The sequence below is a fragment of the Streptomyces sp. N35 genome, from assembly GCF_016464295.1.
Lineage (GTDB): Bacteria > Actinomycetota > Actinomycetes > Streptomycetales > Streptomycetaceae > Streptomyces.
In genome coordinates this window covers 52,823-73,957 of record NZ_JAEIMH010000009.1, presented here as the reverse complement: position 1 = coordinate 73,957, position 21,135 = coordinate 52,823, and the positions used below count along the sequence as shown (strand labels likewise).

General features: G+C 70.6%; 16 protein-coding genes and 2 pseudogenes. 12 read left to right on the top strand and 6 right to left on the bottom strand.

Annotated features, from left to right (window positions below; all coding sequences use genetic code 11):
- The first annotated feature begins 97 nt into the window (after positions 1-97).
- The 6 genes from JAO81_RS07515 to JAO81_RS07490 all read left to right on the top strand — a co-directional run bounded on the left by JAO81_RS07515 (position 98) and on the right by JAO81_RS07490 (position 9,393).
- Positions 98-541 carry a hypothetical protein gene (locus JAO81_RS07515; protein WP_199546989.1) on the top strand — a complete coding sequence of 148 codons (444 nt, stop codon included), beginning with the start codon at positions 98-100 and terminating at the stop codon, positions 539-541.
- 15 nt (positions 542-556) lie between these two features.
- Positions 557-1,681 carry a GNAT family N-acetyltransferase gene (locus tag JAO81_RS07510; RefSeq protein WP_199546988.1) on the top strand — a complete coding sequence of 375 codons (1,125 nt, stop codon included), beginning with the start codon at positions 557-559 and terminating at the stop codon, positions 1,679-1,681.
- A 334-nt stretch (positions 1,682-2,015) separates the two neighbouring features.
- A complete protein-coding gene (locus JAO81_RS07505) occupies positions 2,016-2,903 on the top strand; it encodes a glycosyltransferase family 2 protein (protein ID WP_267912985.1) in 888 nt (295 codons plus the stop codon).
- A complete protein-coding gene (locus tag JAO81_RS07500) occupies positions 2,900-3,967 on the top strand; it encodes a glycosyltransferase family 2 protein (RefSeq protein WP_199546987.1) in 1,068 nt (355 codons plus the stop codon). Before JAO81_RS07505 ends, JAO81_RS07500 begins: the two co-directional genes overlap by 4 nt.
- 34 nt (positions 3,968-4,001) lie before the next feature.
- Complete coding sequence (locus JAO81_RS07495; protein ID WP_199546986.1) at positions 4,002-4,802, top strand: polysaccharide deacetylase family protein; 801 nt, start codon at positions 4,002-4,004, stop codon at positions 4,800-4,802.
- Positions 4,795-9,393, top strand: a complete 4,599-nt coding sequence (locus JAO81_RS07490; RefSeq protein WP_374194267.1) for a polysaccharide biosynthesis C-terminal domain-containing protein — start codon at positions 4,795-4,797, stop codon at positions 9,391-9,393. The genes JAO81_RS07495 and JAO81_RS07490 overlap by 8 nt, the downstream gene beginning before the upstream one ends.
- Before the next feature lie 73 nt (positions 9,394-9,466).
- On the opposite strand, the pseudogene JAO81_RS07485 reads toward JAO81_RS07490, so the two are convergent.
- Positions 9,467-10,819, bottom strand: a pseudogene (locus tag JAO81_RS07485) (xylan 1,4-beta-xylosidase); the annotation flags it as partial.
- A gap of 146 nt (positions 10,820-10,965) precedes the next feature.
- On the opposite strand from JAO81_RS07485, the gene JAO81_RS07480 reads away from it, so the two are divergent.
- Positions 10,966-12,078 carry a DUF5925 domain-containing protein gene (locus JAO81_RS07480; RefSeq protein ID WP_199546985.1) on the top strand — a complete coding sequence of 371 codons (1,113 nt, stop codon included), beginning with the start codon at positions 10,966-10,968 and terminating at the stop codon, positions 12,076-12,078.
- Positions 12,079-12,102: 24 nt separating this feature from the next.
- Here JAO81_RS07480 and JAO81_RS07475 read toward each other — a convergent pair whose 3' ends face one another.
- Positions 12,103-12,474, bottom strand: coding sequence for a GntR family transcriptional regulator (locus JAO81_RS07475; RefSeq protein ID WP_199546984.1), 372 nt, complete (start codon positions 12,472-12,474; stop codon positions 12,103-12,105).
- A 152-nt stretch (positions 12,475-12,626) separates the two neighbouring features.
- Here JAO81_RS07475 and JAO81_RS07470 point away from each other — a divergent pair, with 152 nt between their 5' ends.
- Both JAO81_RS07470 and JAO81_RS07465 read left to right on the top strand, forming a co-directional pair.
- Complete coding sequence (locus JAO81_RS07470; RefSeq protein WP_199546983.1) at positions 12,627-13,547, top strand: GNAT family N-acetyltransferase; 921 nt, start codon at positions 12,627-12,629, stop codon at positions 13,545-13,547.
- A complete protein-coding gene (locus JAO81_RS07465; protein ID WP_199546982.1) occupies positions 13,528-14,034 on the top strand; it encodes a DUF402 domain-containing protein in 507 nt (168 codons plus the stop codon). The genes JAO81_RS07470 and JAO81_RS07465 overlap by 20 nt, the downstream gene beginning before the upstream one ends.
- A 48-nt stretch (positions 14,035-14,082) precedes the next feature.
- Here JAO81_RS07465 and JAO81_RS07460 read toward each other — a convergent pair whose 3' ends face one another.
- Positions 14,083-15,591, bottom strand: coding sequence for a trifunctional class I SAM-dependent methyltransferase/NUDIX hydrolase/VOC family protein (locus tag JAO81_RS07460; protein WP_199546981.1), 1,509 nt, complete (start codon positions 15,589-15,591; stop codon positions 14,083-14,085).
- A gap of 263 nt (positions 15,592-15,854) precedes the next feature.
- Between JAO81_RS07460 and JAO81_RS07455 the strand changes: the two genes are divergently transcribed.
- On the top strand, positions 15,855-15,998 hold the full coding sequence (locus JAO81_RS07455) for a hypothetical protein (protein ID WP_165336057.1): 144 nt from the start codon (positions 15,855-15,857) through the stop codon (positions 15,996-15,998).
- A gap of 145 nt (positions 15,999-16,143) precedes the next feature.
- On the opposite strand, the gene JAO81_RS07450 is transcribed toward JAO81_RS07455, so the two are convergent.
- From JAO81_RS07450 to JAO81_RS07440, 3 genes are read right to left on the bottom strand one after another with little or no spacing between them, the layout of a single operon-like run.
- On the bottom strand, positions 16,144-17,664 hold the full coding sequence (locus tag JAO81_RS07450; RefSeq protein WP_199546980.1) for a tripartite tricarboxylate transporter permease: 1,521 nt from the start codon (positions 17,662-17,664) through the stop codon (positions 16,144-16,146).
- A gap of 1 nt (position 17,665) precedes the next feature.
- Positions 17,666-18,208 (bottom strand): tripartite tricarboxylate transporter TctB family protein, encoded by a 543-nt coding sequence (locus tag JAO81_RS07445; RefSeq protein WP_199546979.1) that lies wholly within the window; start codon positions 18,206-18,208, stop codon positions 17,666-17,668.
- On the bottom strand, positions 18,205-19,188 hold the full coding sequence (locus JAO81_RS07440) for a tripartite tricarboxylate transporter substrate binding protein (RefSeq protein WP_199546978.1): 984 nt from the start codon (positions 19,186-19,188) through the stop codon (positions 18,205-18,207). Before JAO81_RS07440 ends, JAO81_RS07445 begins: the two co-directional genes overlap by 4 nt.
- Positions 19,189-19,361: 173 nt before the next feature.
- Between JAO81_RS07440 and JAO81_RS07435 the strand changes: the two genes are divergently transcribed.
- Together JAO81_RS07435 and JAO81_RS07430 are read left to right on the top strand one after the other, a co-directional pair.
- A complete protein-coding gene (locus tag JAO81_RS07435; protein ID WP_199546977.1) occupies positions 19,362-20,069 on the top strand; it encodes a response regulator in 708 nt (235 codons plus the stop codon).
- Positions 20,070-20,199: 130 nt separating this feature from the next.
- A pseudogene (locus JAO81_RS07430) lies at positions 20,200-21,135 on the top strand (ABC transporter ATP-binding protein); the annotation flags it as partial.

Sequence of the window (21,135 nt, the reverse complement as noted above, 5' to 3'; positions counted from 1 at the left end):
CAGACAGACCACAACCTCCCGCGCTGTCTTGACGGGCCGTCGGGACGCGGTCCAAAGTGAAGCCCGGCATCCGGCGCGCTGGGGGGCAAAGTCGCCAATGCAGACGATCAGTAACGACAGCGACAACTCATCAGGAGACGGCAGAGCGGCCCAGGAGCGCCCGCGCTCGGGCGACTTGGCCCTGCTGTTCGCCGGCGCGGCCACCGCGGTGGTGGTGTTCGGCGCGATTCTCGCCTTCGGCGATCTCGACTCTCCGTTACGCGGACCACTCACTCTCGCGCTGCTGCTCGGCGCCCCATCCGGAGCCATCGCCCTCGCTTTGAACGGGCTGCAACCGTGGGGGCGCATCGTGGCGTCCCTTATGGGTGGAGCGGCACTCAACCTCCTTGTGGCACAAGCGATGCTGGCCATGCACATGTGGTCGGTGCGTGGCGGCATGGTCGCGGTGTGCGGACTGTCCCTCGTGATCGGGGCAATCGCACTGCTCACCCGGAAGCACCCCGTACATCTGCGACGTACGACGAAGAGCTCCGAGACGTAGGGCGGATCCACAGAAATGGACATCAGCGTGTACCGCCCCGGCGAACTGACCAGCGCCGACCGGGCGGCATGGACCGCGATGCAGTCCAAGGCGCATCTGCACGGTCTGCCGGGTCTGGGCAATCCGTTCCTGTCCCCCGACTTCGCGCTCGCGGTGGGCCGTTCCCGACGCGGGGTGCGTATCGCCGTGGCCCGTGAGGCCGGTGAACCCGTCGCCTTCTTCCCGTACGAGAGGACGGCCGCCGGCGTGGGCCGCGCGGTGGGCCTCGGGCTCTCCGACTGCCAGGGCGTGGTGCACGCACCCGGATTCACCTGGGACGCCCAGGAGTTGCTGAAGGCCTGCTCCCTGTCGGTCTGGGAGTACGACCACCTGGTGGAGCCGCAGCCCGCGTTCGAAGCGACCCGAACGGGGTACTTCGCCTCACCGGTGATGGACATCGACCAGGGGTACGAGGCGTATCTGGCCGAACTTCGGTCTCGCTCGCCGAAGTTCACGGGCCGGACGCTCGCCAAGGGCCGCAAGCTCGACCGCGACCACCCCGCGGTGCGTTATGTGCACGACGAGCGCGATCCCGCAGCGCTGCGCACGCTCAAGGAGTGGAAGTCGGCGCAGTACCGCAGGACTGGCCGCAGCGACCGCTTCGCCAAGCCATGGATCAACGAGCTCGTCGAGCGGCTCTTCCACACCCGCTCCGCCGCCTTCGCCGCTCAGCTCTCCGTGCTGTACGCGGCCGGCCGGCCCGTCGCCGCGCACTTCGGACTGCGCTCCGAGCGTGTGCTCGCGTGCTGGTTCCCCGCGTACGACCCGGACTTCGCGAAGTACTCGCCCGGCCTACTGCTGCATTTGCGGATGGCCGAGGCCGCGGCCGCCGAAGGGATCGCGTATCTCGACCTCGGGCGGGGCCAGAAGGAATACAAGGACTCCCTCAAGACACGGGAACTCACCGTGTCCGAGGGCTGGGTGACCCGTCGTCACCCGGTGGCGTACGGACATCGGGCGCGCCGCGCCCCCGTCCGCGCGCTGCGCAACACCGTGCACAGCCGGCCGGAATGGTTCGAATCGGCCGACAAATTGCTCAAAAGAGCCGGACGCTTCCGATCGCAGCTCACACAGGGGCGGAGCGGAAAACTCCGGCAATAGTGGAAAAAATGTAGGACCACGTTCCAGGTCTTGCCATACAGACCCAAACATCAATACCGTCTTACATCCACCCGCATCGGACCATCACGCACTACGGCACCAGGGGAGGGCCAGGGGCCGCGATGGGTACCGGTACGGGGCGCGGTAGGGGGGTGCCGTGCTCGGTGAACGCAACACTGCCGAATCACGCGCCGCGCGGCAGCACAAGCCAGCTCATCCGGTGTGCCGGGAGCTCGATCCGTCATGCCTCACGATGAGAACCCCCCTTTCGAACCGGAAACTCATCCGGACTGCCCGGGGGCGGGCCGTCCACCGGACGAGAGGGACCTGACTCATGAGTGCATTTCTGCGCCCGGCAGTACCGGGTGACGATCCATTAATCGCGCCGTCCGAGAACGGCCACTCGACAAGGGCCGGACGCATACCCGACCAGTACCGTCCGGTCTCCACTCACCTCGCGATAGCACCGCCGGTGAGTGTGGTGATCCCCGCCATGAATGAGGCGGAGAATCTCCCGTACGTCTTCGAAACGCTGCCCGACTGGATCCATGAAGTGGTTCTGGTCGACGGCAATTCCACGGATGACACCGTCGCCGTGGCCCAGAAACTCTGGCCGGACGTCAAGGTCGTCACACAGCGCGGCAAGGGCAAGGGGGATGCCCTCATCACCGGCTTCGCGGCCTGCACCGGCGACATCATCGTGATGGTCGACGCGGACGGTTCGGCCGACGGCCACGAGATCCTGTCCTATGTCTCCGCGCTCGTCTCCGGAGCCGACTTCGCCAAGGGCTCGCGCTTCGCCAACGGCGGCGGCACCGACGACATGACGCCGATCCGCAAGCTCGGCAACTGGGCGCTGTGCGCGGTGGTCAACCGCAAGTTCGGCGCCCGCTACACCGATCTCTGCTACGGCTACAACGCCTTCTGGCGCTACTGCCTGGACAAGATCGACCTCGACTGCACCGGCTTCGAGGTGGAGACCCTGATGAACATACGGGTCGTCAAGGCGGGCCTGAAGGTCCAGGAGATCCCCAGCCACGAGTACGTACGGATCCACGGCGCGAGCAACCTGCGCGCCGTCCGTGACGGCATCAGGGTGCTCAAGGTGATCCTCAAGGAGCGCGCCGACCGCCAACAGCGGCGCAGGCGAGCCCAGTTCGTCGGCCTGAACGAGGTGCGCGGGCACGGCGGTGACCGCTCCGAGAAGGGCGAACGGTCTTGAGCGAACCACGCATCTCCGTGGTGATCTGCGTATACACCGAGGACCGCTGGGAGGACATCCTCGCAGCGGTCGCCTCGGTGCGCGCGCAGTCCAGGCCGGCCCTGGAGACGCTTCTCGTGGTGGATCACAACGAGGCGCTCCTCGACCGGCTCACCAAGGAGTACAAGGAGTCCCCCAAGGACGCTGTGGAGGTGCGGGTGCTCGCGAACGCGGGCCCCCGCGGCCTGTCCGCGGGCCGCAACACCGGCATCGCCGCGTCGCACGGCGAGGTGATCGCCTTCCTCGACGACGACGCGGTGGCCGAGCGCGAGTGGCTGCTGCACTTCGCCGAGGCGTACGACGATCCGGACGTGATGGCGGTCGGCGGGCGCACCATGCCCATCTGGGCGTCGGGGCGCAGGCCCGACTGGTTTCCGGCCGAGTTCGACTGGGTCGTGGGCTGCACGTACAAGGGGCTGCCCGAGGGTCTGGTGCGGGTGCGCAACGTCCTGGGCGGCAATGCCTCGTTCCGGCGGGAGGCCTTCTCGGTCGCGGGCGGTTTCGCGACCGGCATCGGCCGCGACGGCGACAAACGGCCGCTCGGCTGCGAGGAGACGGAGCTGTGCATCCGCCTCACGCGGGCGATGCCCGAGGCCGTGCTGCTCATCGACGACCGCGCGGTGATCCACCACCGGGTGCCCGAAGTCCGCGAGCGCTTTGGCTACTTCCGCACCCGTACGTACGCGGAGGGCTTGTCGAAAGCTCTGGTGGCGCGAAGTGTGGGCAGCGACAAGGGACTCGAGTCCGAGCGTCGCTACACCACCCGCGTCCTGCCCGCGGGCGTCGCGCGCGGGCTGCGCGACGCGGTGCTCGGCCGGCGCGGGGGCGCCGGGCGGGCGGGGGCGATTGTGGCCGGAGTGGCCGCGGCCGCCGGTGGGTACGTACTCGGGAGCGTTCGGGCCCGCAGGGGAATGGGGTATCCCCTGCTCGAGCGAAGCCGAGAGCTTGGGGAAGGGTCCTTCCGCGGGGCCGAGATCTCCACGCCCACGCCGCGTGACGGCGGCGGGGAGGAGGCCGCGGCATGAGACGTGGGGACGCGGACGGTCAGGGGGCCGCGGGATGAACAGCCAGGCTGTACCGATACTGATGTATCACGCGGTCGCGCACGCACCCGCGCCCGCGACCCGCGATCTGTCCGTCGCACCGGAGGCGTTCGCGGAGCAGATGGACGTCCTGGCGGCAGGCGGTTTCACCCCCGTCAGCACGGCGCGGCTCGCCCTCGCCTGGCGCGAGGGGAAACCGCTGCCGCCCAAACCCGTCCTCATCACCTTCGACGACGGCTACGCAGGTGTGCACGGGCATGCGTTGCCCGTCCTGGCCCGGCATGACTTCACGGCCACGGTGTTCGTCACGACCGGCTGGCTGCGCGGCTCGTACGACACCGGCGGCGCGCTCGACACCATGCTGGACTGGCAGCAGGTCAGGGCCCTCGCGCAGGCGGGCATCGAGATAGGCGGGCACAGCCACACCCATCCCCAGCTCGACCAACTGGCCGAGGACGCCCTGCGGTTCGAGCTGCTTCGCTGCCGCGAGATCGTCGGCGACGAGACGGGCAGCAGGCCGGACTCGTTCGCGTATCCCTACGGCTACTCGGATGCCGCGGTACGCAGGCTCGTGCGCGCCAGCGGCTACGGGCAGGCACTCGCGGTCGGCAACCGCCTTGCGCGCCGCCCGCAGGGCCCGTACGCGCTGCGGCGGCTCACCGTGCGCCGCGGCACCACGGCCGAGGAATTCGCGCGCTCCGTGGAGGGCCGGGGTGTGGCCCGGACCTTCGCGAAGGACCGTGCGTTGACCAAGGGGTACGCCCTCGTCCGAAGAACCCGCAAGCTCCGCCGAAAGGCCGGCCTCACCCGTGTCTGACACGTCCACCGCCCAGGCGGCCTCCGAGGTGAACCGGACGCCCGGGCGACCGCGGCAGCCCGACGGGCGCAGACTCAAGCTGCCCTCGGGCGGCGGCAGTCCGCTGTTCCGCAACGCCTATGCGCTGATGCTGAACACCGGGATCTCCGCCGTGCTCGGCCTGGGCTTCTGGCTGGCCGCCGCCCGCTACTACTCGGACGCGGCGGTCGGCCAGGGCTCGGCGGCGATCGCGGCGATGAAACTGATCGCCGGACTCGCCGCGCTCACGCTCACCGGAGCCATGGCGCGGTTCATCCCGGTCGCGGGCCGCACGACCGGCAAGCTCATCCTCCGTACGTACGCGGGCAGTTCGCTGGCGGTGGCGTTCGCCGCGGGGATCTTCCTGCTGACGCTCGACCTGTGGGGGCCCTCGTTCGCCTTCCTCGACGGGCCGTGGCCGGGTCTGGGCTTCCTGGTCGCCGTCGTCGCGTGGTCGCTGCTCACGCTGCAGGACGGGGTGCTCACGGGGCTGCGCAGTGCGCTGTGGGTGCCGGTGGGCAACACCGTGTTCTCCATCGTCAAGCTGGTGCTCCTGGTCGCGTTCGCGGCGGCGATCCCGACGGCCGGCGTGTTCGTCTCCTGGGTCGCGGCCATCGCGGTGTCGGTGCTGCCGCTCGGCTGGCTGGTGTTCCGGCGCCTTGTGCCCAAGCACACGCAGGCCACCAAGGACACCGTCCAGCCACCGTCGCTGCGCGAGATGGGGCGCTTCCTGGCCGGCGACTACACCGGCTCGCTGTTCTCGCTCGCTGTCGTCTACCTGATCCCGGTGATCGTCGCGGCGCAGGTCAGCTCGGCGGACAACGCGTACTTCTACATCGCCACGACGATAGGCGGCACAGTCAATCTGCTCGCCATCAACATGGGCGCCTCGCTGACCGTCGAGGGCGCCCATGATCCGACCCAGCTGGCCGCCAACTGCCGTGCCGCGCTGAAGCGAATGGCGCGGATCATGCTGCCGGTCTGCGCGATCCTGTTCTTCGGGGCGCCCTACATCCTGGCGGTCTTCGGCAGCGGGTACGCCGACGCGGCCACTCCCCTACTGCGCTGGTTCGCGGTCGGTGCGCTGCTCCGCGTGATCATCGAGACCTACTTCGCGGTCCTGCGCGCCCAGAGCCGCACCTCACCACTCGCCTATCTGCAGGGCGCGCTGTGCGTCCTGGTGCTCGGTGTCACGCTGGTGCTCCTTCCGCGCATGGGGCTCACCGGCGCCGGTGTCGCGGAAGTCTGCAGCCTCGCGGTGATCGGTTCGATCTCCGCCGTCAGGCTGTACGGGGTCGTGCGCGGCGCCCCGCCCGTGCGGGCGCCCGAACCGGTGACGGCCGTCGGTGACCTCTCCGGTGCCGGTGCGCCGTCCGGCGAGACCACGATGATGCTGGGCCCGCTGGTGCGGCGGCCCACCTGGGCGCTGCGTGCGGCGCTCGACGCGGAGACACTGCAGCTCGGACTCCCGGTGGACTTCGACCACTTGGACCGCCGCCCGGACGTACGTCCCGGCCCGGGGACGCCCGCGGGTGGTCTGCCGATCGTCGTGCCCGAGGCACCGCGCGCCCCGCATCAGCGCATGCGGCCCACGCCCGTGGACGCGGGCGGCGGCCCCTCGTGGGCGGCGAAGGCGGTGGCCGGTGACGGGGGCGGTACGGAGGAACCCCCGGCCGGGACCGATCGGACGGAGGACGAGCACATGGCCGAGGACGCGGTGGTGGACGCTCCGGTCGTACGGGGTGGGGAGGTTCCGGCCGTACGGGACGGGGACGCTCCGGCCGTACGGGATGGGGACGTTCCAGCCGTACGAGGTGGGAGTGTTCCGGCCGTACGGGATGGGAATGCCGTCACGGTACGAGTCGACGCGTCCGAGGGCGCCAAGCCCTCGGAGGGAGCAGTCTCGAAGGAGGCGTCCTCGAAGGAGACGGCCTCGAAGGAAGCGTCCTCGAAGGATGAGCCCGCGGACGAACGGCCCCTGGACAAGCGACCCGCCGATCCCCGGACCGCCTTCGAGCGACCTGCCGACGAGGCCCCGACCCTCAAGTCGCCTGCCGACGGGGCGTCTTCCAGCACGTCACCCGCAGACGAACCGCCGTCCGGCACGTCACCCACCACCGAACCGCCGTCCGGCGCCTCGCCTGTCGACACGTCACCTGCCGACGCCCCGCCCACCGACGAGGCGGCCGACCCCCGCGACGGAGCGGACGACGAGCCCGACGACGCACCGCGCGACAGCGACGCACCGCCCACGCCCCCGTCCGACCCCGGCGACCACCGCCCCACCTGGCCGCGGCCGCCCCCGGCGGCCCCCCCCCCGCGCCCGCCCCCCCCGCCGCCCACACCACCCCCGCCCGCGGCGCCCCCCGCCGCGTCCGAGCCGTCGCGGGAGGCGAGCGAGGAACCGGGCGCCGAGCGGACGCCGGTGGCGCGGGAGCAGCGGTCCAAGTTCCCGTCGGTGGTGGCGAGTTCCTCGGCCGTACCGCGGGCGCGGGCGCTGACGCCGTCGAGCCCCGCCGCCGAGCCGCCCGAGCCGCCGCGCGGCGCCGTGGCCGCGCCGGCACCCGTCTCCCGCTCGTACGGGCTCGGGCTGCTCCTGATCGTCGCGCTCGGCCTGTACTGGGTGCCGGTACTCGGCATGGACGACGCGGATCTCGACGCCATGAACGGGCTCGGGCTGATCTCCGTGCTGCCGCCAGCGACCCTCTTCGGCGCGGCGCTGCTCGTGGTCACCTTCGCGTCGCTGCTCTGGCACGAGCGGCCGCACCGGCTGCTGCTCACCCTCGCGTTGCTGGGCACGCTCGTCTCGCTGCACGCACTGCCCGCGGTCATCGAGGCTGAGCCGCGGTTCGCGACGGCGTGGCAGCACCTGGGCTTCATGGAGTACATCGACCGCACCGGCTCCGCCGTCCCCGACCTCGACGCGCGCTGGAGCTGGCCGGGCTTCTTCGCCGCGGCCACGTTCATCGCCGAGGCCTGCGGCGTGAGCGATATGCGCGAGGTCATCCGCTGGTGGCCGATGGTCGTCCAACTCGCCTATCTCGCCCCGATGTTCCTGCTCATCCGCTCCATGCGGGCGAGCTGGCGGGCCAAGTGGGCGGGCGTGTGGATCTTCGTGCTCAGCGGCTGGGTGGGCCAGGACTACTTCTCGCCCCAGGGCTTCACTTATCTGCTCTACATCGCCTTCGTGGCGATCCTGCTGGTCTGGTTCCGCGCGCCGAGAGTGCTCTGGGCCAAGCGGCGCCCCGGCGAGGCCGAGGTGCTCGAGACCACGCGCGGGCAGCGGGCGACGCTGGTCCTCGTCCTGATAGCGCTGTTCGCGGCCACGGTGCCGGCGCATCAGCTCACCCCGTTCGTGATGCTCGGGGTGATCGCCGCCCTGGTCGTCTTCGGCCGCTCCGAGCTGCGCGGCCTGCCGATCCTCTTCGGCATCCTCGTCGTGGTCTGGATCGGCTTCCTCGCCGAGCCCTACTGGTCGGGGCACTTCGAGGAGCTGTTCGGCGGCGTCGGCGGCGTGGGCGGCAATGTCACCTCGTCCGTCGGCGGGCGGATCGAGGGCGGCAGCTCGATCCATCAGCTCGTCCTCTACTCGCGGGTGGGCCTGGCCGGCCTCGTCATGGCGCTCGCCGTATGGGGCTGGTGGCGCCGGCGCGGATACCAGTACGCGGAACGTTCGCTGGTGATCCTGACCTTCGTGCCGTTCCTCGGGTTCGGCATGCAGTCGTACGGCGGCGAGATGGCGCTGCGCGTGTTCATGTTCGCGCTGCCGGGTGCGGCGCTGCTCGCCGGTCTCGCCCTGTTCCCGCGCACCGGCATCACCGCGCAGGAACGCGACCGCGACCGGGTCTCGCTCGCGCCGCTCGCGGCCCTGATGGCGGGCCTGCTCCTGGTCGGCGGGTTCCTGATCGCCCGCTGGGGCAATGAGCCCTTCGAGCGGGTCAGGCCGGGCGAGGTCGCGGCGATGGAGTACGTGTACGACCACTCGGATCCGACGGTACGGCTGCTCTGGCTCACCGACGACGAGGTCAACAACGTGACGCCGGCGGCCCCTTGGGGCAAGCGGGACATGGAGAAGGTCGAGTACAAGCCCACCCTCGCGCCGCTCGACCCGGTCCTCGTGGGCTCGCTGATCAAGTCGCTCAGGGACGCCGGGCCCAACTCGTATCTGATGGTGAACCGCGGCCAGACCACCACGCTCAACCTGGACGGCGGCTATCCCCGCAACTGGGACAAGCGACTGATGCACAACCTCGACGACCGGCCCGAACTGAAACGCGCGTACAGCAACGCGGACGCCACGCTGTACACGCTGCGCCAGCAGCCGGACGACGAGGTCAAGAAGGCGGATCCGGGTCCGATCGGCCCCCAGGTCACCTGGACGCCCTGGTCGGTGGTGGGTGCGCTCGCGGCGATCGCGCTGATCGCCCTGCTCGCTGTCCGCGAGGTGGTACGGGTGGCGTCGCCGCCGAGCGTACGGCAGCTGCAGTGGCTGCAGTCGACGTACTGGTTCTCGCTGCCGCTGCTCGCGGTGCTGCTCGCCTCACTGGTGCAGCGGTTCCTGACGCTGGCCTAGGACCTGTCTCCTTGATCCCCCGCGCGCCCGCGGGGATCAAGGAGACAGGCCCTAGCTGTGGCCACAGCTGTGCGACCGTCACCTGCGTGGGGCGGTCGACGGTGTTCACCACCAGGAGCGCCTTGTCGTCGGCGAGGACGCGGACCGCCGAGCCCTCGGGCGAGACGGTGACGTCCTCGTACGACGTGCCGGGCGGGAACTCCTTGTGGAAGCGCTCGAGCAGGCCGAGCATCGGCAACTCGGCGCCGCCGTCGTCCAGTTCGGTGGAGGTCCACAGACAGCCGGCGCAGTCCTTGCCGCGCTTTTGCGGGTTCCAGTAGAACGCCGTGGTCGTGCCGCCCCGCGCCATCGCGATCAGGCCGGCGGCCTGCACGGCGACGCGGTGCGGCTCGGCCCAGTCGTCGCGGTTGTCGTTGTGGTCGCCCGGCTCGACGTAGTACTCGGCCCACCACAGCGGCAGCCCGTCGGAACGCTCCCGCACCCACTCGCTCACGTCGGTGAACTTATCGGTGGCGGCGAACTCGTCGGGGATCAGCTCGTCGTCGGCGGTGTAGCTGGAGCCGTCCACGACCACGAAGTCGGCACCGGTCTTGTGCTCGTTCCAGTAGTCGAAGGCGTCGAGCACCCGCTGGTCCGCGCTGCCCCAGTCACCCTTGAGCTCGTCGGAGGCGTTCTCGCTCTGGCGCGGGTTGAGACTGTCCATCACCAGGTACGGGCCACCGACGAGAATGTCCTTGTTGACCTTCTTCAGCTCGCGGTACACCAGGTTGTACAGCTGGGTGTAGCCCTCGTAGTCCCAGCGTTCCTCGGCGTCGTTCCAGAACCCCTTGAACTCGTTCCAGACGATGAAGTGCCGTACATCCGGATAGCGCTTGGCCACGGTCGCGGCGAGCTTGGCGAAGTCCTTGAAGTGCCGGGGGTCGGGCGGGGTCTCGAGCCGGTCCCAGTCGGTGTTGTCGACACCGGCCTTGCCGCCCTTCATCCAGTCCGGGGCGCAGCACAGGGTCACCACGGGGGTGCTGCCGGTGGCGCGGATGAAGTCCATGCGCGCGTCCATCTCACCGAACCGGTAACGGCCCGGCGAGGGTTCGGGGTTGTCCGAGCCCCAGCCCATGATGTGCTGCAGCTGCGGCAGGCGCGGTCCGGTGAGGGTCTTCTCGGCGCGCTCGACCGCGCCGTCCTCCCCCTCGTCCGCGCTGTGCTCGGTGTGCGTGAAACCCCAGCCGAGCTCGGCCTCGGGCCGTTCGGTGGGGATCGTGGGAGAACCCCACACCTTGTCGCCGTCGGTCGTCGTACCGGCGGTCGAACCCTTGCCGTCGGGCAGGTTGCTGAGCGTCAGGACCAGCGCCAGTGCCGCCAGACCCACGCCGAGCAACGCGGTGAGCCGCCACCGCCGTGCCCCCGATTTCCACCCATGACGTCCCATCAACGGGCAAGGGTAATCGGGCCGGTTGACGGAATGACAGGCTCCGGTGCCACGGGTGTGTAACACACCCGTTCAGAGCACCGGGCCGGTGGGACGGCGCCGGAAATTCCGTGCGCAGGGGCCCCTCGTGACGGATCATGTACCGCATGCCCGAAAAGGACCCCCGGCAGGCCCTGCCGATCAGGCTGAACATGGACGACAACGACTCACCGTCGGATGTCGTGGACGCGCTGTTCCTCGCCCGGTTCGCCGTGGGCGAGCAGCCGTACTCGCACGCTGTGTCCATCGAGCGCGTCAAGGCAGGCCTGGATCTGGTGCCGTCCGGCGCGAAGGTGCTGCGCGCGGTCCGTGACGACGACCGCTCGGCGACCCTCGCGGAGGGCGACGGCTGGACGCTCCTCATCTCGCGCTGGAGCCGCGGCGCCGACGTGACGGTGACCGCCACCTCGGCCGAACTCGCCGAACGTGTCCTCAAGCAGGTCACCGACGACGCGGCGGACGAGCCCGAACCCCAGCCGGACAACGTCACGATGGGCTTCTGGTACGTATCGCCCCGCCGTGGCCCGTACCGCACGACGCGGCAGATCTCCGCCGGTACATGGGACGAGGTGCGGCCCAACTACACGGCCTCGGTGTCCGATGCGATGGACCGGCTGATGAAGACCACGCCCGAGGACATCGCGGGCCGGCTGCTTCTCCTGCACGGTCCGCCCGGTACGGGCAAGACCTCGGCGCTGCGCACGCTCGCCCGCTCGTGGCGGGACTGGTGCCAGGTGGACTGCGTGCTCGACCCCGAGCGTCTGTTCAACGATGTCGGCTACCTGATGGACATCGCGATCGGCGAGGAGGACGGCGCGGGCAAGGGCCGCTGGCGGCTGCTGCTGCTCGAGGACTGCGACGAGCTGATCCGCGGCGAGGCCAAGCACACCGCGGGCCAGGCCCTGTCCCGGCTGCTGAATCTCACGGACGGACTGCTCGGCCAGGGCCGCAATGTCCTCGTCGGCGTCACCACCAACGAGGACCTGGAGCGGCTGCACCCGGCGGTCGTCCGGCCCGGCCGCTGTCTCGCCCGGATCGAGGTCGGCGCTCTGACCCGGCGCGAGTCCCTGGACTGGCTGGGTGCGGACTTCCCGGACGCCGCGTCGGCCGTCGGCCGCGAGGGCGCGACGCTCGCCGAGCTGTACGCGCTGCGGCGCGGGGTGTCTCCGACCTCGGTGCCCGAGCCGCGGGGCGGGGCGGATGCGGGGCTGTACCTGTAAGGACGTCCCGCAGGGGGGGAGACCTCAGGAATCCGCCGCCCGCACCGCGCCCTGGCCCGCCCCGAGCGCCGCCTCCCGGTCGAGTCCGAGCCGTCGGGCCTGGGCCGCGTAGGCGGCGGCCGCTTCGGCGGCCTTCTGCTCGGCCGCTCCGCCGGCGGCCGCGACGAAGGTGCCGTTGCGTCCGCGGGTCTCGATCACGCCATCGGCCTCGAGGGCCTTGTACGCCTTGGCGACCGTGTTCGCGGCGAGGGAGAGCGTCTCGGCGAGACCGCGTACGGTCGGCAGCTTGTAGCCCACCGGCAGCGCTCCCGAACGTGCCTGCGCGGAGATCTGGGCGCGCACTTGCTCATACGGCGCCTCGGCTGCGCCCTGGTCGATACGGAGCTTCAAAGTCACGGGCCCGATTGTGGCAGGCAGGACGCGTCCCCGTACGGGTACGGGGCCCGTTGCGGCGGTCCACGCTCCGCATACCTAGGGCGAAGTCCCGTATACCTACCGCGCCGTAATTGGGAGGCGCGCCTCCCGCGTGCCACGTAACGTCCGTGACCATGACCGTCATCGTCCGTGCTTTCCGCCCCGAGGACGCCTCGGCATCCGCCGAAGTACTCCGCGCCGCCCTCCCGTTCATGGTGACCACGCCCGAGGCGACCCTGTGGGACACCTCCCACGCCGTGCCCGCGAGTCGCTATCAGCTCTTCGTCGCCGAACGGGGCGGTGAGATCGTGGCGCGAGCCGAGGCCGGGATCGCTCACGAGGCAAGCACTCCCGGGCAGGCCTTCGCGAATGTCTACGTGCATCCGGAGCACCGCGGGCACGGGGTGGGCGCCCTCGTGCTGCGTACGGCGGAGGAGTATGTCGCGGGCGCCGGGGCCGACAGGGTCCATGCGTGGGTGCTCGACGAGGTGACGAACCGTTCCTTCGCCGAGCGCCGCGGTTATCGCGCCAGCCGCTCGGCGCACTTTCTGCGCCTGGACCTGGCGAACGGCTCGCTGCCGCCGCAGCCGGAGCTCCCGGCGGACGTCGAGCTCGTACCGGTGTCGGCCTGGGCGGACGACCCGCGGCCGATGTTCGAGCTCGACGCGGAGTGCACGGCGGACGAGCCCGGCGATCTCGACGCCGAGCTCGACGACTTCGAGGAGTGGCTGGACTCGACCTGGCGCCATCCGCTGCTCGACCACGAGCTGAGCACGGTGGCCCTGGTCGACGGGACACCGGCCGCGTTCACGGCGGCCCGTACGGACGGCCGCACGCGCTACGGGTCCGGGATGACGGGCACCGCAAGAGCGTTCCGCGGCCGGGGCCTGGCGAAGCTCGTCAAGACCGACTCGCTGCTCCGGGCCCGGGCGGCCGGCTACACCGAGGCGTTCACGGGCAACGACTCGGACAACGGCCCGATGCTGGCGGTCAACAAATGGTTCGGTTACGAAATCTGCGCGACGGAGGTGCGTTATGTCCGCGACCTCGGATGATCCCCTCAAGGACGACATGCTCAAGGTCCACCTGACCAAGGCGGGCCGTACGAAGATCCGCTACCCCGCGCTCCTGCTCGCGGACGACGGCACGCAGGTGACGGTCCGTGCGCCGTGGGCGAGCGACGGGGTGCGGGATTTCGGCTTCGTACGCTTCGAGCCGGGTGATGTCTTCACCGAGCACTACTGGCGCAACCGCTGGTACTCGGTCAAGGAGGTGCGTACGGCGCAGGGCTGGCTGAAGGGCTGGTACTGCGACGTGACCCGCCCGGCGGTCCTCGACTCCGGCGAACTCGTCGTCGAGGACCTCGACCTGGACCTGTGGGTCTCGGCGGACGGCTCGACGGTGCTGCGCCTGGACGAGGACGAGTTCGAGGAGAGCGGCCTCACGGACCGCGATCCGGCGGCGGCGGCGGAGGCCGTGCGCGCCCTGGACGAGCTCGAAGTGGTCGCGCAGGTCAGCGGGTTGGCGACGCTGCTCGACTGAGGCCGTGGCGTCAGCGGGCCGGCGGCACTGCTCGCTGACGCTGTCGCGTCAGCGGACTCCGTCGGCCCCGCCCGCGCCGTCGCGCGCCACCAGCTCGACCTCGTACCCGAGGCCGTCCTCCAGGTACGCGGCGCAGTGCTGTTCACCGCCCGCGTACGGATGGTCCTCCGCGTACAGCAGGGACCATCCGTGGGAGGCGGCGCGCGCCACCAGGGCGTCGAGGGCTGCCCGGTCCCGTACATGGAACGCCAGGTGGTTCAGGCCGGGCGCGGTGCGGTGATGGCGGCTGCCGGACAGGTCCGCGGACTGCTCGACGACCACGTAGGTGTCCCCGAGGCGCCAGCTGCGGCCCAACTCCCAGGACTGGTACGGGGAGTAGCCCAGCTCGCCGAGCAGCCAGCCCCAGGATGCCGAGGCCGCGGCCAGATCCGGCACCCACAGCTCGATGTGGTGGACCTGTCCCCCGGTCGTGCGCGGCAGCGGCACCGACCGGTCGCGATCGCTCTCGTACGCGATCGCGTCACCGTCCTCGTGCCAGTGCAGGACGAAGCGCTCCCCCGCGCGGTGGGCCTCGACTCCCGCGCGGGCGTACGCGACCATGCCGTCCGGCAGGTCCGACAGCGGATACCAGGCGAGGGCGTCGCACTTGTCCGGTTCGCGGTTGACCGGGGTGCCGCCGGCCGACGTCTCGAAGAACCAGCCGACGCGCGGGGCTCCGCCGGGACCCCGGTGCTGCATCACCAACGCCATCTGTACGTCGGACGGCTCCAGTCGGAGGCCCACCTCCTCGTACGCCTCGCGCAGGACCGCGGCCCGGACGTCCTCACCGTCCTCGACGTGACCGGACGGCAGGTTCCACAGTCCGTCCGCATAGCCGGTGCCGGCCCGCCGGGCGAGCAGCACCTCGTCGCCCCGCCGCACGAGGAGATGGACGTCGACGACCTCACGGTGACGTGGCGGCCCCTGTCGCGCCACCACGGCGTACCGCGGGCCGTCGACCGGCCGGCCCCACAGGCGTGCGTCCGGCGACAGGTCCTCCGTGTGCACGCGGGTCACGAGCGGGGCGAGGGCCCGGGTGATCTCCTCGACGGGCAGTCCCTCCGCGCCCCGGCCCTCTTCGACCAGGACCAGACGCCCGCCGGGCCGCAGCAAGGAGCACCAGTGCGCCAGAACCGCCGACGGGTCCGGGAACGTCCACAGCACATGACGGGCAAGTACGACATCGAAGGTCCTGGCACCGACCGGTGGCCGGGCCGCGTCGCCGAGCAGCACCTCGGCCCCGGCCCCCAGCTTCGTGCGGGCAAGCTCGACCATGCGCGGCGACAGATCCACGCCCACCACCCGGTGGCCCTGCTCCCGCGCGAGCAGCGCCAGGCTTCCCGTACCGCAGCCGAGGTCGAGCACGTCGGATGCCGAGCGCGGCAGCCAGGACGCGAGCCGCTCGTGCCAGGCCGCGCGGACCGCCGGGTCGTGCAGGCCGTGGTCGGGTTCCGGATCGAAGGCCGCGGCCTCCGCGTCCCAGCCGACCGTGGCGGCCGGTGTGTGTTCGTCGCTCATACCGGGATCGTCGCAGCCGCCACCGACAATTCCCCTGGCCAAAAGGCCGTGCTCCAACGCCCTTGCGGCGCAAGGAATTCACGCGTCGTCCCACATGCTGAAACATGAGGGTCGAACCCTGGTCCAGGAGGGAAGAAACCCGTCAGGAGCGTGACAAGCACCACTGACAAACCGGGCGGCGATGAGAAAGGCTCCTCGCCCGGGTCTAACCGAGTGAACGAACGGTACTCAGCACCCGGGCGACTCGACGCTAGGAGGCCATCATGCGCCGCCAGACGATCCGCAAGCCGATCCCGAAGCCCGCGATCCGCCGTGAGCGTGAGCGCTCCGAGGAAGCCCAGCGCAGGGTGGGCCCGCGTCCGGAAGTGCGCGAGGACATCCACAAGACCTGGTGGCCCGAGGCCTGAGCCCGGTGAGCGCCTCCAGACAGACGCCGACGGGGTGCGAGGACTGAGCAGCCCTCGCACCCCGTCGCGTATCAGCTCGGGTCGAACCCGTGGCTCAGCTCAGGTCGGATCCGTAGCTCACCACAGGGCCGACCCGTAGCTCAGCTCAGACCGCGGCATCCTCACGGTCCTGCGCGGGCCCGCGCCCCTTCCGGAGCACCAGCTTCTTCAGGAGCGGCCAGGCGAGCAGCAGCAGGATGATCACGTAGACCGTGACGGAGAACGGTGTGTCGACCAGGCCTGTCACGCTGCCGTCGCTGATCTGCAGCGCGCGGCGGAGCTGCTGTTCGGCGGCCGGGCCGAGGATCACACCGATGACCGCGGGCAGCACCGGCAGCCCGTAGCGGCGCATACCGAAGCCCAGCAGGCCGATGGCCAGCAGGATCACCAGGTCGATCGCCTCACCGGCCACCGCGTACGCACCGACTCCCGCGAAGAAGAGGATCCCCGCGTAGAGGTACGGGCGCGGGATGCGCAGCAGCTTGGCCCACAGGGGGGCGAGCGGCAGGTTGAGGCAGAGCAGCAGCACCATGCCGACGAACAGGGAGGCGATCAGGCCCCACACCAGCTCCGGTTCGCGGTCGAACAGGAGCGGGCCCGGCTGGATCCCGTACTGCTGGAAGGCGGCCAGCATCACGGCCGCGACCGCCGTGGTGGGCAGACCGAGGGTCAGCATCGAGACCAGGGTGCCCGCCGCCGAAGCGGAGGCCGCGGACTCGGGGCCGGCGACGCCTTCGATCGCGCCCTTGCCGAACTCGTCCTTGTGCTTGGACAGCCGCTTCTCGGTGACGTACGAGAGGAACGTCGGGATCTCCGCGCCGCCGGCCGGGATCGCGCCGAACGGGAAGCCGATCAGCGGGCCGCGCAGCCAGGACTTCCAGGACCGCTTGACGTCCGCCTTGCCGAGCCACGGCCGGCCGACCGGAATCGCCTCGGCACCGCCGCGGCGCAGATGGGCGGCCACCCACAGGGCCTCGCCGATCGCGAAGAGACCGACCGCGACGATCACCACGTCCACGCCGTCGGCGAGCTGCAGCGAGCCGCCGGTCAGACGCTGCTGGCCGGTCATCTGGTCGAGGCCGACCAGGCCGATGGTGAGACCGATGAGCAGCGAGGCGAGCCCGCGGATACGGGACGAACCGAGCACGCTCGTCACCGCGATGAACGCAAGCACCATGATGGCGAAGTAGTCGGGCGCACCGATGTCCACCGCGAGGTCCGCGATCTTCGGCGCGAGCGCGACGAGCAGGATCGTGCCGACCATGCCGCCCGCGAAGTGCCCGATCGCCGCGGCCGCGAGCGCCTGCGCGCCCCGGCCGGACTTGGCCATCGGATTGCCCTCGATGGCGGCCACCACGGCGGCACTCTCACCGGGGGTGTTGAGCAGGATCGAGGTGGTCGAACCGCCGAACATCGCCCCGTAGTAGATGCCCGCGAACATGATGAACGCGCCCGTCGGGTCGAGCCCGTACGTCACGGGAAGCAGCAGCGCCACCGCCATCGCGGGGCCGATGCCGGGCAGCACGCCGATCGCCGTGCCGAGCAGCACACCTATCGCGGCCCAGAGCAGATTGATGGGCGTCAGTGCCGTACCGAAGCCGTCCATCAGGGAGTTGAGAGCGTTCATGTCACAGCGCTCCGATCAGCGGGCCACCGGGCAGCGGGACCCCGAGCAGGTTGTTGAAGACGGCGTACGTGACGACGGAGAGCACCGCCGCGATGAGCGGATCGCGGTCGAGCCGCCGTGAGCCGAGCGCGAAGGCTGCGCCCCAGAAGAGCAGCGCGCCCGCGATCGGGAAGCCGAGCGGGCCGATGAGGACCGCGAAGCCGAGGAAGACGCCGCTGAGCAGCAACACCGTGCGCATGTCGGCCGGTTCGGACAGGTCGATGTCCTCGCCGCCCTCGGCCTCGCCGCGGCCGCCGCGCAGCACGTCGATCGCGAGCAGGACGGCGATCACGAGCAGCCCGATGCCGACCACGATCGGCACGGTCTTCGGCCCGATCGGGCCGCGCTGCTCGATGTCCACCTCCATCGTCAGCGCGTCGGTGAGGACCAGGATGCCGAGCGCCAGCAGAAGGACGCTGACGCCGAGTTCTGAATACTCGCGTAGCCCTCGCAGCCAGGACTTGCGGGATTCCTCCGGCTTGGGAGGTTCGACGGTGGCGGTCACAGCCCCAGCTCCTTCAGTACGGACACCACGCGCTTGTCCTCGCTCTCCAGGAAGTCGCCGAACTTCTCCCCCGTCACGAAGGCGTCGGTCCAGCCGTTCGTCTCGAGCGACTTCTTCCACTCCGGCGAGTCATGGAGCTCCTCGAAGAACTCGATGAGCTTGGTCCGTTCGTCCTCGTCGAGGCCGGGCGGGGCGACGATGCCGCGCCAGTTGGTGAAGTTCACGTCGTATCCGGACTCCATGAGCGTGGGGCCGTCGAGGCCCGGGACCCGCTCGGGTCCGGTCACGGCGAGCAGCCGCAGCTCACCGGACTTGATCTGATCCAGGTACTCGCCGACGCCCGAGACACCGAAGGCGACCTTGTTGCCGAGGATCGAGGCGAGCAGCTCGCCGCCGCCGTCGAACGGGATGTAGTTGACGTCCTTGGGCGCGATCCCGGCGGCGCGCGCCATCAGCATGGGCGCGAGATGGTCGGGCCCGCCCGGCGACGAACCGCCGCCGACCGGGAGCTTGCCCGGGTCCTTCTTCCAGGCGCCGACCAGGTCGTCGATCGTCTTGTACGGGGAGTCCTCGGCGACCACCACGACGTCCTGCTCCTCCGTGAGCCGGGCGATCGGGGTGGTGTCGGCGAGGGTCTTCGGGGAGTCGTTGGAGCGCGCGGCGCCGACCACACCGAGGCCCATGGACATCGCGAGCCGTCCGTTGCCCTTGTCCTCGGCGATCCGGGCGAGGCCCACGGTGCCGCCGGCGCCGGGCATGTTGAACACCTCGATGCCGTGCGTGAGTCCGGCGTCCTCGGCGTCCTTGGCGGCGGTACGTGCGGTGACGTCGTAGCCGCCGCCCGGGGTGTTGGGGACCATGAAGCGCAGCCTGGGGATCTTGGTGCCGTCGTCGGCATCGCTGCCCGCCGAGAGCAGCGGCGGGGCCCCGAGGACGAGGAGCGCGGCCCCGAGCAGGGCGAGGGGAGTGCGCAGACGCACGTGTGCCACCACCTGTCGGTTGTGTCAGTGGGTGTTTGGTGAGCGGGTGTTGTGTAAGCGGGCGTTAAAGCCTTGTGAGGTGGCCCACATGTTGCCTGCGCGTTAACAAGCTGTCTCTCTTCCGCAAGCAACGAACGTTGTGGTCCTTGTGGTCGCGTGCTTAACCTGCGCCGATGAGTGCGCAGACCCCCGCAACGACAACGGTCCTGGTCGTCGACGACGACTTCATGGTGGCCAAGCTGCACGGCCGCCATGTCGCCGCGATGGAGGGCTTCACCGTGGTGGGAGTCGCCCACAACGGCGCGGACGCCCTGCGCGCGGCCGAGCGCCTGCGCCCCGACCTGGTCCTTCTGGACGTGTACTTGCCGGACATGGACGGCATTTCGGTCCTACGGGAGCTGCGCGCCGCGGAGGAACAGGACCCCTCCCGCCCCCCGGTCGACGCACTCTTCATCACGGCCGCGCGGGACGCGGAGGTGATCCGCTCCGCGCTGCGCGCCGGCGCCCTGCACTATCTGATCAAGCCCTTCAACCAGGCCGCGCTGCAGGAGCAGTTGCGGCATGTGGCGGCCCTGCGCACCCGCCTCGACACCCTGGACGAGGCCCGTCAGGAGGACGTGGACCAGATCTTCGGCACCCGCCCGCCCGGCTCCCGCGAACTCCCCAAGGGCCTCGCGGCCCACACCGCGGAACTGGTCGAACGCGTCCTGCGCACCCACCCGTCGGGCCTCTCCGCCACGGAATGCGCCCAGGCCGGCTCCCTGTCCCGGGTCAGCGCCCGCCGCTACCTGGAGTTCTTCACGGATACGGGCCGGGCGGAGGTGACCCTCAAGTACGGGGGGACGGGGCGGCCGGAGCGGAGGTATCGGTGGGTGGGGTGAACTCTCGACCGGGCTGTTGAAAACCATCCGTTGAAAACCCCATCCGTCACAGGGGTCTCAAGGCTCGGCGATTCGGCCACGTCCGCACGACCGTGGACGGCTGTGCGGCGGCGCCCGCACGTTCGAGGCCTTGCCCGCCAAGGACTCGACGGAGTCCGGAATCGAGCGCGTTCGATTCCGCGCGGTACTCGGGCACACCGCGCGCAGCGCCTGGGCCGTCGACAGGACCGGTGTGGTGCTGCTCGTCCTCAGCCAGGTCCTGACCGGTGTCTCGGCCGCGGTGGTGCTCGCGTTCACCGCTCAGGCGATGCGCCATGTCCTCGGCACGGGGCTCGTGTCCGAACGTCTGCACGCCGCGCTGCCCGCGCTCCTCGCGGTGACCGCGGCCGCGGCGGTCGGCCGGATCAGCGGCGCCCTGTCCTCGTACGCGGATGGCCGGGTCACTCCGCTGCTGACCAGCGAGGCCGATATCGCGCTGGTCGAGGCCGTGTGCCGGGTGGAGTCCTCGGCGTACGCGGAGGACGGGTTCGCCGACCGGCAGGAGGCGGCCGAAGTCGGCGTCACCCGGACCCGGTTGATGGTGCAGGACGCCCAGCGCTTCCTGTCCGCCATGATCCGGATGCTCGCCGCGAGCGGGGTGATCACGGCGCTGCATCCGCTGATGCTGCCGCTGCTCCTGCTCGCCGTGGTGCCGGCCGGCATCGGGGCGGTGCTCTCGGCACGCGTCGACTACGAGACGCACTACCTCAACGTCGGTGACCGCAATGTCCGTTCGATGATGCGCTGGTGGGCCACGTACTCCCGCCACGGCGACGAGGTCCGCGCCAACGGGATGACCGGATACCTCGTGTACTGGTACCGCGCCCTGTCCCGGCGGATCGACGAGCGCACCCTCTCCGCCGCCCCTCGGCTCCTGCGGATCGTCCTGGCCGCGAGTGCGCTGGGCGGCGTCTTCCTGCTCGCCACCTGGGCCACGCTCGCGTGGCTCGCCGCCCCCCGCCGGGGGGCGGCGCCGGGGGGGGGGGCCCGCGGCGGCCCCGTCCCCCCCCCGCCCCCCCCGCCCCCC